General features: G+C 59.4%; 9 protein-coding genes and 7 pseudogenes. 3 read left to right on the top strand and 13 right to left on the bottom strand.

Going from position 1 to position 12,474, the window contains the following annotated elements:
- Positions 1 to 82: 82 nt before the first annotated feature.
- Positions 83 to 341 (top strand): annotated as a pseudogene (locus AC0L16_RS32825) (transposase zinc-binding domain-containing protein); the annotation flags it as partial.
- 60 nt (positions 342 to 401) lie between these two features.
- Here AC0L16_RS32825 and AC0L16_RS32820 read toward each other — a convergent pair.
- The 10 genes and pseudogenes from AC0L16_RS32820 to AC0L16_RS32775 all read right to left on the bottom strand — a co-directional run.
- A pseudogene (locus AC0L16_RS32820) lies at positions 402 to 1,095 on the bottom strand (IS6 family transposase); the annotation flags it as partial.
- A gap of 193 nt (positions 1,096 to 1,288) precedes the next feature.
- Complete coding sequence (locus AC0L16_RS32815; RefSeq protein WP_473625668.1) at positions 1,289 to 1,516, bottom strand: antitoxin Xre/MbcA/ParS-like domain-containing protein; 228 nt, start codon at positions 1,514 to 1,516, stop codon at positions 1,289 to 1,291.
- Between the two features lie 49 nt (positions 1,517 to 1,565).
- Positions 1,566 to 1,802 carry a hypothetical protein gene (locus AC0L16_RS32810; RefSeq protein WP_473625667.1) on the bottom strand — a complete coding sequence of 79 codons (237 nt, stop codon included), beginning with the start codon at positions 1,800 to 1,802 and terminating at the stop codon, positions 1,566 to 1,568.
- Positions 1,803 to 2,110: 308 nt separating this feature from the next.
- Positions 2,111 to 2,303, bottom strand: a pseudogene (locus AC0L16_RS32805) (autoinducer binding domain-containing protein); the annotation flags it as partial.
- A 237-nt stretch (positions 2,304 to 2,540) separates the two neighbouring features.
- Complete coding sequence (locus AC0L16_RS32800) at positions 2,541 to 3,581, bottom strand: ABC transporter ATP-binding protein (protein WP_473625665.1); 1,041 nt, start codon at positions 3,579 to 3,581, stop codon at positions 2,541 to 2,543.
- Positions 3,578 to 4,579, bottom strand: coding sequence for an ABC transporter ATP-binding protein (locus tag AC0L16_RS32795; protein ID WP_473625669.1), 1,002 nt, complete (start codon positions 4,577 to 4,579; stop codon positions 3,578 to 3,580). The genes AC0L16_RS32800 and AC0L16_RS32795 overlap by 4 nt, the downstream gene beginning before the upstream one ends.
- 7 nt (positions 4,580 to 4,586) lie before the next feature.
- A complete protein-coding gene (locus AC0L16_RS32790) occupies positions 4,587 to 5,468 on the bottom strand; it encodes an ABC transporter permease (RefSeq protein WP_473625664.1) in 882 nt (293 codons plus the stop codon).
- A 1-nt stretch (position 5,469) separates the two neighbouring features.
- On the bottom strand, positions 5,470 to 6,411 hold the full coding sequence (locus AC0L16_RS32785) for an ABC transporter permease (RefSeq protein ID WP_473625663.1): 942 nt from the start codon (positions 6,409 to 6,411) through the stop codon (positions 5,470 to 5,472).
- Positions 6,408 to 8,018 (bottom strand): ABC transporter substrate-binding protein, encoded by a 1,611-nt coding sequence (locus tag AC0L16_RS32780; RefSeq protein ID WP_473625662.1) that lies wholly within the window; start codon positions 8,016 to 8,018, stop codon positions 6,408 to 6,410. Before AC0L16_RS32780 ends, AC0L16_RS32785 begins: the two co-directional genes overlap by 4 nt.
- A gap of 262 nt (positions 8,019 to 8,280) precedes the next feature.
- Positions 8,281 to 8,522, bottom strand: a pseudogene (locus AC0L16_RS32775) (IS5/IS1182 family transposase); the annotation flags it as partial.
- A 112-nt stretch (positions 8,523 to 8,634) separates the two neighbouring features.
- On the opposite strand from AC0L16_RS32775, the pseudogene AC0L16_RS32770 reads away from it, so the two are divergent.
- Positions 8,635 to 8,762 (top strand): annotated as a pseudogene (locus tag AC0L16_RS32770) (IS5/IS1182 family transposase); the annotation flags it as partial.
- 315 nt (positions 8,763 to 9,077) lie between these two features.
- On the opposite strand, the gene AC0L16_RS32765 reads toward AC0L16_RS32770, so the two are convergent.
- The 3 genes and pseudogenes from AC0L16_RS32765 to AC0L16_RS32755 all read right to left on the bottom strand — a co-directional run.
- The gene (locus AC0L16_RS32765) at positions 9,078 to 9,530 is read right to left on the bottom strand and encodes a PaaI family thioesterase (protein WP_473625661.1); all 453 of its coding nucleotides are present in this window, start codon (positions 9,528 to 9,530) and stop codon (positions 9,078 to 9,080) included.
- 5 nt (positions 9,531 to 9,535) lie between these two features.
- Entirely contained in the window at positions 9,536 to 10,492 is a 957-nt protein-coding gene (kce, locus tag AC0L16_RS32760; protein ID WP_473625659.1) for a 3,5-dioxohexanoate:acetyl-CoA acetone transferase, read from the bottom strand.
- A gap of 344 nt (positions 10,493 to 10,836) precedes the next feature.
- Positions 10,837 to 11,324: pseudogene (locus AC0L16_RS32755) on the bottom strand (transposase); the annotation flags it as partial.
- A gap of 82 nt (positions 11,325 to 11,406) precedes the next feature.
- Here AC0L16_RS32755 and AC0L16_RS32750 point away from each other — a divergent pair.
- Positions 11,407 to 12,474 (top strand): annotated as a pseudogene (locus AC0L16_RS32750) (IS110 family RNA-guided transposase); the annotation flags it as partial.

Here is a 12,474-nt window from a genome sequence, read left to right as displayed (position 1 = left end):
AGTCCGAGATATGGCCGCCTTCAAATCGGAATGGTGGCCGGAATGAAATCGGAATGACTGGCCGGCTTCATCGGAATACGCATTCCGCCGCTACGGCGAGCCCTACCGTGCCCAGCACACATCGTTATCGACCGCTCAGCGCCGCGTCATAACGGCGATAGAACCGGACCGCCGCGCGCGGTGGGCACATCGAGGCGTGCGATCAATGCGGCCACCGGCGCATCGCCTTCAACAGCTGCCGCGACAGGCATTGTCCCCGCTGCCAATCGCTCGCCCGTGCGCAATGGCTGGAGGATCGACGCGCCGAGCTGCTCGACAACCAGTACTTTCACGTCGTCTTCAGGCTTTGTCGCAAATCCAAATTGGAGCGTAGAAGTAGCAGATGCCTTGCGATGCACTCCTGCGACAAGCAGGTGAAACTGCTCGGCGAGCGATGGTTGCCCATTGCAGGCGTACTTCGCCTGTTGTTTGCGCATCATGGATCATCTCGATTCCACCCAGGATCACTCGCGCTGACACTATCGACTTGAAGCCGAGCATCGATCGAACACGCCGCTTGACGGCCCGATGGTCCTGCTCAATGCGATTGTTGAGGTAGACACTTTGTCGAATGCTAATGGGCTTCAGATCACGCTGCAATCTTCTATGTAGCCGGTCTAGGGTATCGCAAGACAGGATCGCTTCGCGGTTGGTCTGACTGCCATCGATCACAATCCTCTCAGGACGGCCATGCCGCTTGAGGGCCTTTCGCAGAAATCGTTTCGCCGCAACCAGATTGCGTCGCTCGCTGAACCAGAACTCTACGGTGTCGCCGTTGCTATCGATGGCACGGTAGAGATAGCGCCACTGGCCCCGTACTTTGATATATGTCTCGTCGACATGCCACTTAGCAGTGACGCTTCGCTTTGGCTGATTGAACCGCCTCAGCAGCTCGGGTGAGTACCGGATGACCCAGCGATGCACCGTCGCGTGGTCGACGGAGATACCTCGCTCAGCCATCATCTCTTCCAGATTCCGGAGACTGAGATTGTAGGCCAAATACCACCGTACGCACAGCAGGATTACCGAGCGATCGAAATGACGGCCTTTGAACATCATAAACCTCCGGAGCTTGCCGGAGGCATAGACCGAACTGGGTTACTTATAGGTTGCAACAGTTCCCCCGTCAGCTGGGCGCTATTTGAGAAAAGGCTCGTGCGGCCGATGCGACTTCTGCAATCAAATCTTTTCTGAGCATTTCGATGGGGACGCGACTATTGAGGAGAGGCGACGGGCGGATCAACCACAGCTACGCTAGTCTGGGATCAGAAATTGAGGCGAGCACCTGCCGGATTCCCGGCGTAGGCCCGCCATCGATGAACTGAGCCAGGGGGAACACATGTTTGCGGGCGCCTTTTCGCAACGCAATCACCTCGTTGTGCCGCTGCCACCAATGCAGTGTGGAGCGCGGTATCCCAAAGTGTCTTTCCAGATGTGTTGGTCCTGCAATCTGGCCCGCCCAGTCTTCAATGCGCATGCCATGTTTTTGCTTATTTTGCGCCTCTGGAACCAAAGAGCCAGGCGCGTCAAGCCGCCTCCCGGGCAATAACATCCAGGCGTCGCGCTGCTTCGGCCGCGAACCTGTGGACAAATTCGAAAGCCAAGGCGGTTAATTCGTCAGCAGGAGGAAGTAGACGAGCAACAGCAGTTTCTTCAGCTTCAATGCACGACAAGATTGAACTCCGTTCCCTTACCGTCTCATTGTAGTGAGCCAGAAAGCGCTGAAGTTGCTTTATACCAAAGCTTGAAAGCTCGGCCTGCATTTCGTTTCCAAGATCACTTGATCCCGTCATGTTTGTTTCTCGATGGCAAGAGGGTTGAAATATTGGAGTTCTAGGTTCTATTGATCCGCGGGCGGCGATGCACACTGCGTATCTCGCAGGCTCAGCGGCAAGGATTCCTTTCGCGATCATCATTTCAACCCGAACTTTTCAACATCCTGCTAGACGATAGGGGCGTACAACTGTAATTCTGCTAGATCGCGCAGTTTAGATTTCCCGTGTTCTGGATGAGCTTGAGCTTCGTCGCCGGGGCGGTTGGCTGCGCAAGTCTTCCGGCGTCGAGGGCCTTGCTGATCGATGTCGCGCTCCAGCGATAGCGATGGCTTGTGCGATGCGACGGTCAGCATGAACATATGGCCAAACGCCGTCCTGATCGGGATCGTAATGCCCGACCGGATGCCAAAATCGCCTGCCTGCCTCAGCATAGAACGTACGAACTCGGCCTGACGATACCTTTCTCGGGCTTTCAGCCGCCCACGTGAAGTCGAAGCCGAGCTCATGGACCGCATAGGTGAGCAATTCCTTCAACATCGCCTCGGAGAGCGGCTGACTGGGTAGACGCTCAGCAAATTGAAGGCCCGGCAAGAGACTAAGCTCACTGCCGGGCCGGCACGCCTTGGGAGGTGGCGTAAGTCAGTATACTCGCGCATCAGCCCCAACCGCCTTTTTGCGCTCCGGCAGGATCTGGAGACGATGCGCAACGTGAGGGGGCCAGGATTCTCATGCATATGCCCCAGGAACAGTGTGTCGAAAATTGGCCGCCGCAGCCGGCTGGGCCGCAATGTCCGTGGCTGGAGCGCGCACATGACAGGCAGCGAGGCGCCCGTCTGGCATTGGCACCAAAGGCGGTATCTCGACGCGGCACCGCTCGACCGCGAGCGGACAGCGCGGATGGAACGCGCACCCTCTCGGCGGATTGATGGGGCTTGGCACCTCGCCCTCAACGGGCGCCTCCAGCCGAACCCGGGTCGGATCCGGCACCGGAGCTGCAGCGATCAGCGCTTCGGTGTAGGGATGGACCGGATTGGCAAAGAGCGCCTCGCATGGGGCTAGTTCCACGATCCGTCCCAGATACATGACCGCAACGCGATGGCCGATATGCTCCACCACGCCAAGGTCATGTGAGATGAAGACGAAGGCGAGGCCCATCTGCTGCTGGAGATCCAGAAGCAGATTCAGAATCTGCGCCTGCACGGAGACGTCAAGGGCTGACACCGCTTCGTCGGCGATGATGAGCGAGGGGTTGAGCGACAGGGCGCGTGCAATGCCGAGACGCTGGCGCTGACCGCCCGACAACTCGGAGGGGAGCCGGTGCATCATCTCAGGCGACATTCCGACCTTTCGGAGAAGGTCCGCGGCAAGCGCTTGACGCTGCCTTCGGTCGAGGCGCTCAAAGTTCTCGACGGGTTCGGTGATGATCTGTCCAGCGGTGAGGCGCGGATTCAGCGACGAGTAAGGATCCTGAAAGACCATCTGCATCCGACGGCGCCACGCGTGAAGCGCGTGTTTCTTGAGACCCGCGATGTCGGTCCCGTCAATCAGCACGCGCCCGCTTGTCGGCTCCACGAGTCGCATCAAGAGCCGCGCGACAGTCGACTTGCCGCAGCCGGATTCGCCAACGACGCAAAGTGTCTCGCCTGCCTCAACGGAAAAGGATACATCCTCCACCGCCCGGATCACTGGGATTGTCTTCTTGAGGATTCCCGAGCCAAGCGGATAATGCTTGGTCAGATTCTCGACTTTCAGCAGAGGACCGTTCATGCGCCCATCACCTCTTCGGCGCGCCAGCAAGCTGCGGCGTGGCTCGACCCGACATCACGCAGGGCGGGCGTCTTGTCGCGGCAAATGTCGATGGCGAAGGGGCAGCGAGGAGCAAGGCTGCACCCGATAATGGGCTCGCGCAGACTTGGGACAATGCCGGGAATTTCTGGAAGGCGGCGCTGTCGGCCGCGCCGCCGGTCAGGCACCGATCGCATGAGGCCCTGGGTGTAGGGATGCGCGGGACGCGCAAACAAATCTATCACGTTCGCCTGTTCTACGATACGGCCAGCATACATCACGATCACGCGTTGGCATGTCTCGGCTACAACTCCCAAATCATGCGTAATGAACATGACGGCCGTTCCCAGGCGCTCTTTCAGATCGACGATGAGCCGCAGGATCTGCGCCTGGATAGTAACGTCAAGCGCAGTAGTTGGCTCGTCGGCAATCAACAGTTCCGGCGAGCAGGCAAGAGCCATGGCGATCATGGCGCGCTGGCGCATGCCGCCCGACATTTCGTGGGGATAGTTGTTGACGCGGCGCTCGGGGTCCGCGATGCGGACGAGACGGAGCATCTCTTCGGCCTTCGCCATAGCCACTGTCCGGGACGCTTCCGTGTGGATCTGCACCGCCTCGGCGATCTGGCGGCCAACCGTATAAACGGGGTTTAGGCTAGTCATCGGCTCCTGGAAGATCATGGCGATCTGGTCGCCGCGGATATGTCGCATCTCGCGATCGGACAGCTCAAGGAGGTCGCGTCCGCGAAAGCGGACCTCGCCGCCGACAGTCCTGGCGCTGAGCTTCGGCAGCAGGCGAAGGATGGAGAGAGCGGTGACGCTTTTCCCGCACCCCGATTCGCCGACTACGCCGAGCGTTTCGCCTTTCTTTACCTGAAAGCTGATGCCGCCGAGCGCTCGGGTGACGCTTTCGTCACCGTAAAAGTGCGTCTCAAGGTCTCGAACATCGAGAAGCACATCGTTCCCTACAGTTTGATGCATCTGCACGTTAGCGCCTCCGCTTGGCGAGGGGGTCGAACAGGTCGCGCAATCCGTCCCCGAGCAGGTTGACGGCAAGGACCGTGACGGCAAGACAGATGCCTGGGGCGAAGATCGTCAATGGGGCGATAGCGAGATACAGCCGAGAGCTTGAAATCATGTTGCCCCAGCTCGGAATCTCGGGCGGCACGCCCACGCCGAGGAAGCTCAGCCCCGCCTCTGTCAGAATCGCGCTTGCGCAGACGCCGGCGCTCTGGACCATCAGCGACGGAATGGTGCTCGGCAGGATGTGCCGCCACAGCACTTTCGGCAGGCGCGCACCGCCGCAGAGCGCGGCCTCCACGTAGGGACGCTCGCGAACACCCAGAACCACCGAGCGAACCAGCCGAGCGATGCTAGGCGTCTCGGGGATTGCGATGGCGACGATGAGGATGCCGATGCCGGGCCCGGTCAGAGAAATGAGCGCAATAGCCAGCAGAATCGTCGGGATCGACATCAGGCCGTCCATGACCCGCATGGCGATATTATCGAAGCCGCGGACATAGCCGGCGATGACACCGATTAGAAGGCCGCCCAGAGCCGCACCAGCCGCCGCCGCCAACCCCACCAAAAGTGAGATCCGGGCACCGTAGATCGTTCGCGCAAACACATCCCGGCCCAAATTATCGGTTCCGAACCACATTTCGGCTGAAAGCGGCTGAAGGCGTTTGAATGGATCCATGTTCAATGGATCGCCGGCGTAAATCGGGGCAGCGAGAGCCAAAATGATCAACAAAGCCAAGAGGCCGCCGCCTATCACGACCAGCGGATGACGCCTTGCCAGGCGGGGAGCGTCAGAGATTCGCAGGCGAGCCGTCGGGACGTATTCAACTGATGCGGACGAAATCGTCATATCAGTACCGTATACGGGGGTCGATCAGCGTGTAGGCCAGATCGATCGCGAGATTGACAAGGACATACAGACCCGAAGTCAGGATGAGCACGCTCTGGATGATGGGATAGTCGCGATTGTTGATCGCATCGACCACCAGACGACCGATACCGGGTATGTTGAATACTGTCTCCGTTAGGACGACTCCGCCGATCAAATAAGCGAAGCTTATGCCGACAACGGTCAGGATCGGCACGCCGGCATTCTTCAAGGCATGGTGAAAAAGCATGGCATAGGACGAAGCGCCCTTGGCGGCGGCTGTTCGCATATAGTCTTCCGCCAGAACCTCGAGCATGCTCGCCCGGGTAACTCGGGCAATGAATGCAATGTAGCCAAGACTTAACGCCACGGTGGGCAGGACCAGATGCACGAACCAACGTCCGATACCCAGATCGATCGGCACGTATCCCTGTACGGGCAGCCAGTGTGCCCTGATAGCGAAGAAGTAGATGAGGAAAAAGCCTATGACAAAGACGGGGATGGAATAACCAAACGCTGAAAAGGCCGTGAGGAGCCGATCCACCAGACCGCCAGCTCGCCAGGCGGCAAGCATGCCGAAGGACACGCCCACCGATACCGAGAGCCCTAGGGTGAGGAGCGCCAGCGAGATCGTCGGCTCAAGCCGCTGCACCAGAAGATCGAGGACGGGGCGGCCGGAAAAGATCGAGATACCGAAATCGCCATGCATCATGGCCGTGAGCCACTGGAGAAACTGAACCGGCAGAGGCTCGTTCAGTCCGAGCTGCTCGCGGATGCCGGCCATCATCTCTTCGGTCGCGTTCCGCCCGGCCATGACCGCGGCCGGATCGCCCGGCGCCAGCCGGATCAGAAGGAAGACGAAGATCCCGACCATCGCCATGACGGCGATGGCCGAAATCATCCGGCGAAGGATGTAAGACGTCATCGGGTGGAGACTTTCCGCATGTTCCACATGGCCACTTCGGGCGGTGGGGAACTGATCAAATCCACCAGCGACTTGCTACGCGCGGACGGTCCCAATGTCCGGCAAAGGAAAACTTGCGGGACGTAGTCCCACCAGATGCGCTGCATCTCTCGGGCGAGTTCCATGCGCTCCTCCTGCCTCTCAAGATCCGGCCATTTGGCGCGCAGTGCTTCGTATTCATCGTTCTGAGGCCAACCATACCAGGCCTGTTCTCCGTTCAAACGGAAAGCGGAAGGCCCAAGTGGATCACCCATAGTGAAGTCGGTACCCGACGTGATGAAGATGCTCCAGCCGCCTTCGTCGGCCGGCACCCTCTTGTCCCGCCGCACGGCCAGTTCGCTCCAGCTCATCGGAGCGAGCTCGGCACTGATTCCGGCCTTCCTCAACATGTCGGCAAGCAATTGCGACGCCAAGTCGCTTTCATGCCAGTCCGTCGGATCAAGGATGACGACCTTCTCGCCAGCATAGCCGGCCTCGGCGATCAGTTGCTTTGCCTTCTCAAGGTCGCCGCCCTCCTTGAACCAGTCGGTATTCACATTGTTCGAGTAGTTTGATGCGACTCCGAACATCGAAGTAACGGTCCTGCCGAAGTTCGGGTTGGGAGACAACAGGCTCAGGAAGGCGTTCTGGTCGATCAGGTGCAGCAGCGCCTGGCGTATCTTGACGTTGTCGAACGGCGGCTGCAGACAGTTTATCCGAGCAAACCAGTCCTCACCATTGCGCCCTAGCGTGTCAAGCACAAGGTTCGGATCGCTTTCGATGGCGGGGAAAAGATCAGCAACCGGACTCAGCCAGAAATCCACCTCGCCCGCCTGCAGAGCCGCCAGCGTGGTCTGGGGATCCGTAATGTTTTCCCAGATGGCCTGCTCGATGTTCACGATCTTGCCGCCTGCGTGGCCGCTAGCTGGCTCGTCGCGGGGTACGTACGCGTCGTTGCGCTCATAAGCGTAGCGCGCGCCGGGCCTGGTAAGATCCGCATTAAACTTGAATGGCCCCGAACCAATGTTCGTGGTCACCTGCTTGGTTGCGGGAAGGGTCGCATCCTGCTCGCGCATCATGAATAGCGGCTGCCCGGGAGACGCCAGAATGTCGAGGACTAGACCAAGTGGCTCCTTGAGCGTGATCGTAAAACTTTTTTCGCCTGTTGCGGAGATATCGCTAGCGCGCTCCAGCAACAGCTGCCCCTTAGAGACAACTTCGCCCCAACGGCGGATCGAGGCGACACAGTCAGCCGCAGTGACCGGCGTATCGTCATGCCAGGACAGGCCGTCACGGAGTTCAAATGTGTAGGTCTTCTTATCCTCGGAGACATCCCACTTGCCCACCATTTGTGGTTGCGGCGCGAGGTCAGCATCCAGCGCAAATAGTGTGTCATAGATCGCCATCGCATGATTTTGTGTAGAACTCGATGTGGTGAAGACCGGGTCGAAGATCTGGATATCTCCCATCACCATTGGTACTGTATTGCCTCCCGAGGGCGCCGCTTTCGCCCAAAGCGCTGAGGGAACCGTCAATGCGGCGCCGGCGGCCACTCCTGATTTGATCAGGTTCCGTCTTGTGATTGTCATGTTTTTCCTCCCTGTTTATGGCGCCATATGCGGCGCCGGACGCCGTCCCTTGTCCCCGGGTAGACGTCACGGTATCGCGACGATCTTCCGCACAGTAGCCAAAAGATGTCGGGCGCGAAACGGATGCTTGTTATGAAAGGATCGGATTAATTATGATGACTATTCGGGTGCGAACGCGCGCCAGCCGTGTGATTGTCGCATTGCAAGCGCGACAAGCGAAACCAATTTCATCGTCTAACAGGTCGCTGAAATAGTGGTCGGTCCTTTGGGACTTGGCGTGGCCCTCGTGCCGGGTGGTTCGGCCATCGACCGCTGAATATCTCACTTTCTGCGCGATATGTGGGGTGACACAGGCTTGCCGAAGATCGGCGACGAACTCGGCTGCATCGAAGCCCTGTCAGCGCCCAGCGTCAATTGCCGGGTCGATCCGGGGGAGTGGCGGTGGATCATGTCGTGGGCAGCGTGCCGTTCGGCATCGCCGTCGGCCTGTGTGAGATCACCCTTCCCCGTCCGATGACGACACGGGCAGTCCGCCCGGATCCGACGCCCCGCCAAAGATCAAGCCCAATCGACCGAAGCCGAGACAGACCCGATGCACCGCCCCAGCCGCTAGAACCGCAATGCCGAAGTCGTTTTCCAGGGCGAGAAGCGATCCAATGCCACCCATGCCTCCACCACCGATCCGGATGCGCGGTTTTACAAGAAGTCCCGGGCACCGGGGCGATGCTTTGCTTCACCGGCCATGCGTCGTACAACGTCCGACAAAAGTGGCGCGACCTCGCGATGCGCCAGGATCGCCGCCGCCATCACCTTACGTGACATCTCGGTGGTCAGCAGCCGGGTCCGGTTCTTAGTGAAGACCGTCGGCACCCATTGCCGAGCTCCTGAACCACCACCGAGCGTCCGCGCAGGTCGTTGCCCGCGAACTGCACGCCGCGGCCCAACATGGCGTCGACGTCGCAAATGGGCGCCAGTTCGGTACGCTTGCGGGTCGTCCGCTGCTCAATGTGTTTCACGGGATTCGGCCGTTAACCTGTGTTCTACTCTTATCTGAGATTGTCAGGCCTTGGCGTCTATGTGGATCTGTGTCTGCCAGACGTGGGCGCAGACCCTGCCGTCTTCATCTCGTACGATGGTGTGCCACACCGATGTCTGCCGACCCAGGTGAAGCGGCCGGCATTCGGCGGTGATCCTCGATCCCGTGCACGGACGCATGAAATTCGTTTTGGATTCAAGCGTCGCGGTTTTCTGCGCCGGCCCGAGATTTTGCAGCGCCCCCATCGCGCCTAGGCTGTCCGCAAGCGACATGAGTACTCCGCCATGCACCGCGCGGACAGAATTGATGTGCTGATCCTCGATATCTATATGTGCAGTGACGAAGTCGCGGCAAACCTCGTCGATTGCTATCCCTAGAGCCTTCTGAAACCCTTGGGTTGGCATGCGCCTAATATCTTTGTCGCTCCAAGGTCCCGGCGCTGTCCGGATGGGATCCAGAGTTCGCTTCTTGGTCATTTCGGTCATCCGTCGCGCGGGCGCTCAACGCTCGATTTCCAGATCCGCCCTTTGAGCCCAAGCATCTCCCGGGCCTCGTCCGGCGTTGCGATGTCGAAGGACAAAAGGCTCAGAATGTCCCGCATCCGCGCCACCTGCTCGGCATTGGATCGGGCCAGTTTGCCTTTCTCGAGGTAGAGATTGTCTTCCATACCGACACGAACGTTAGAGCCCATTGCCGCTCCCATGGTGCACAGCCGGAACTGATGCTTTCCGGGGGCCAGGACCGACCAATGGTAGTCCCTCCCGAATAGCCGATCGGCGACGGTGCGCATGTGTGTCATGTTGTCAGCCTCGATGCCGATCCCGCCACTGAACCCGAAGACCGTTTGGATAATGAAGGGCGGCTTCAGCAGGCCGATATCCGCGAAATAGGCGACGTTGTACAAGTGCCCAACGTCGTAGCATTCGCACTCGAAGCGTGTGCCGCCAGTGCCAACCTCCGCGACCGTCCGGGTGATAATCTCCTCCGTATTCGGATAGACCCGGGACGGCGCCGCAGCGAACAGTTCCTGCTCCCAGGCATGCTGCCAGTGCTCGAACTTGTCGAGGATCCTCTGCCGTCCGTAGGGAGAAAGAGACCCCATGTTCAGGGAGGCCAACTCTGGTTTGAACCGAAGGGCAGCCGCTATCCTGTCTTCAGGGGTCGCGTTTGGGCCGCCACTCGTTGTGATACTTACGATCACATTGGACTCCCGTCGGACCCGATCGATTGCCGGAGCGTATACGTCTGGATCTGTTGTCGGACGGCCATCCTCAGGATTGCGAGCGTGAAAATGGACGATGGCGGCGCCCGCCTCCCCCGCGGCGATTGCCTGCTCGGCGATCTGATCCGGAGAAATCGGCAGAAAAGGCGACATCGTCGGTGTATGCGCCGCGCCAGTCACTGCGCATGTGATAACGACTTTACGTCTAGTGGACATGAGCTTGCTCCAATAGGTCATACGTGAAACCTAGTCGGGATAGTGCTCCGAGCGCGAGCACCGAAAGTTATTCTGAAGGCCGAAGAACTTATGATGGCCTTCGCGAACAAGTTCGATCACCGTGATGGCTCGGGTCCGAACTCCTAGACAAGCCATCGTGTCGTGCTGTTGAGAGGAAGTTAAGAATTGCTTTTTGTCGCAGAACGTGCTCGGCAGGGCGGTCCATGACGATGATTTGGCGGCCGCTGCGCGACAAGGCATCCGATCCATATCGCGCTGGGGGCTCGAAGTGGTTCCCGCCCATATACTTGCGCCCTGGCTCTGCCACCTTTGAACCAGCCCCGGATCCCTTGGTTGAAGAGAAGCCCCTTGATCCGGTTGTTGTGAGCAATCCTCTCGGCCACCAGCGCCTTGCGTTCGCGGGAAATGCGGAGCCGATCTTCTGCCTCGAGGCTCAGCACCTAGACCATCGAGCACACCCGTGGCTCTCCTCGCTTGTAGGCCATCAGCGTCCGGATTAACGTCTCGCCATCGATCCGGTCGGTCTTTGCTCGCCGCCGCTTGCGCGCGGCACCGCAATCGAGGCGGCATCGACCACGTAGCTTTCAATCCAGGACTCTGCTGCGAGTACTCTCTCGATCCAGAAGCCGTCCAACCCCGCCTCCTGGATGACTACCACTGGATACAGTTTGCCCTGCCGGACCTGCGCTTTCTGCCGCAGGGCCTCAAAGCGGGCAAACAGACCGGCAATGTCACCGCCCTTCATCGAGTGGAATGACATCTTCTCGCTGCCCGGCGACAGCGAAGTCACAAGCCAGGTCGAGCGGCTCAGACCGTATGTTCTCGGGGTGAAGGCGGCTCACCCTCGCCGTAAGCTGAGATCGGGGGTTGCTTCGGAGTGGCCGAAGCCGACCATGGATCAGCGTAGCAGACTTTTCATCGGTCTGGACGTCTCAAAACTGAAGATTTCTGCAGCCGTCGCGGATGGCGAGCGGGGTGGTGAGGAAGGTTTTTCGGAGACATACCCTCAGATCCGGCCTCGGTGTCATCCATCGTGCAAAAGCTGGCCAAGCGAGGAGCAAAGCTCCACTTCTGTTACGAGGCAGGGCCTACAGGTTACAAACCCACCGTCTCTCACAGAGATGGGGCCATGATTGTGTGGTGGTTGCACCGGCACTAATTCCCAAGCGTCCCGGAGATCGAGTGAAGACCAACCGGCGCGATGCGGTCAGCTTGGCACGGTTACATCGTGCGGGTGAGCTGACATCGGTTTGGGTGCCGGACCGCGGGCATGAGGCTATGCGCGATCTCGTGCGGGCCCGAGAAGCAGCCCAGGAGGCTCAAAAGTGGGCGCGTCAGCAGCTTCAATCGTTCCTCCTTCGACATGGCCGCATCTATTCGGGCCGCTCATCCTGGTCGCTGGCGCATGTGCGGTGGATATCGACTCTGAAATTCGAGCATCCGGCGCACTTCATCGTATTCAAGGAATACTGCCAAGCGATCGAGGACGCCGAGGTGGCTTGAAGCGTCTGACCGATCTGATCTGGGAGACTGTCAAATCCTGGACGATGGCTCCTGTTGTCGAAGCCTATCAGGCGTTACGAGGCGTGTCGTTGATTGCCGCCGTCGTCTTTGTTGCCGAAATTGGCGACATCCGCCGCTTCGAAAATCCCCGCCAGCTGATGGCATTCTTGGCCTCGTTCCGTCAGAGAGCTCGACAGGTGAACATGTCAAACGAGGTGGGATCGCTAAGGCCGGGAACTCTCGGGCCCGTCGCATGCTGGTCGAAGGCGCATGGGCTTACCGCTTCCCTGCGCGGGAAGCGGAGTTGGAAGGCCTGCCGAGAATCGTTCGCGAAATAGCCTTGAAAGGTCAGCTCCGCCTCTGCTCTCGCTATCGAAAAATTGCGGATTCCGACGTGAAGCCGGCCGCCATTCCGATCAAACACCGGCCAGCATTCCGGTATGGAGCCGGCCACCATT

This window comes from Mesorhizobium sp. WSM4848, assembly GCF_055811375.1.
This window is presented reverse-complemented; position numbering and strand designations above follow the sequence as displayed.

Coding starts and splice junctions, on each gene's coding strand:
- AC0L16_RS32790 (WP_473625664.1), bottom strand. CDS start 5,468: ATGACGATTTCGTCCGCATCAGTTGAATACGTCCCGACGGCTCGCCTG.
- AC0L16_RS32815 (WP_473625668.1), bottom strand. CDS start 1,516: ATGCGCATTGAAGACTGGGCGGGCCAGATTGCAGGACCAACACATCTG.
- AC0L16_RS32780 (WP_473625662.1), bottom strand. CDS start 8,018: ATGACAATCACAAGACGGAACCTGATCAAATCAGGAGTGGCCGCCGGC.
- AC0L16_RS32765 (WP_473625661.1), bottom strand. CDS start 9,530: ATGACCAAGAAGCGAACTCTGGATCCCATCCGGACAGCGCCGGGACCT.
- AC0L16_RS32810 (WP_473625667.1), bottom strand. CDS start 1,802: ATGCAGGCCGAGCTTTCAAGCTTTGGTATAAAGCAACTTCAGCGCTTT.
- AC0L16_RS32800 (WP_473625665.1), bottom strand. CDS start 3,581: ATGAACGGTCCTCTGCTGAAAGTCGAGAATCTGACCAAGCATTATCCG.
- AC0L16_RS32785 (WP_473625663.1), bottom strand. CDS start 6,411: ATGACGTCTTACATCCTTCGCCGGATGATTTCGGCCATCGCCGTCATG.
- AC0L16_RS32795 (WP_473625669.1), bottom strand. CDS start 4,579: ATGCATCAAACTGTAGGGAACGATGTGCTTCTCGATGTTCGAGACCTT.
- kce (WP_473625659.1), bottom strand. CDS start 10,492: ATGTCCACTAGACGTAAAGTCGTTATCACATGCGCAGTGACTGGCGCG.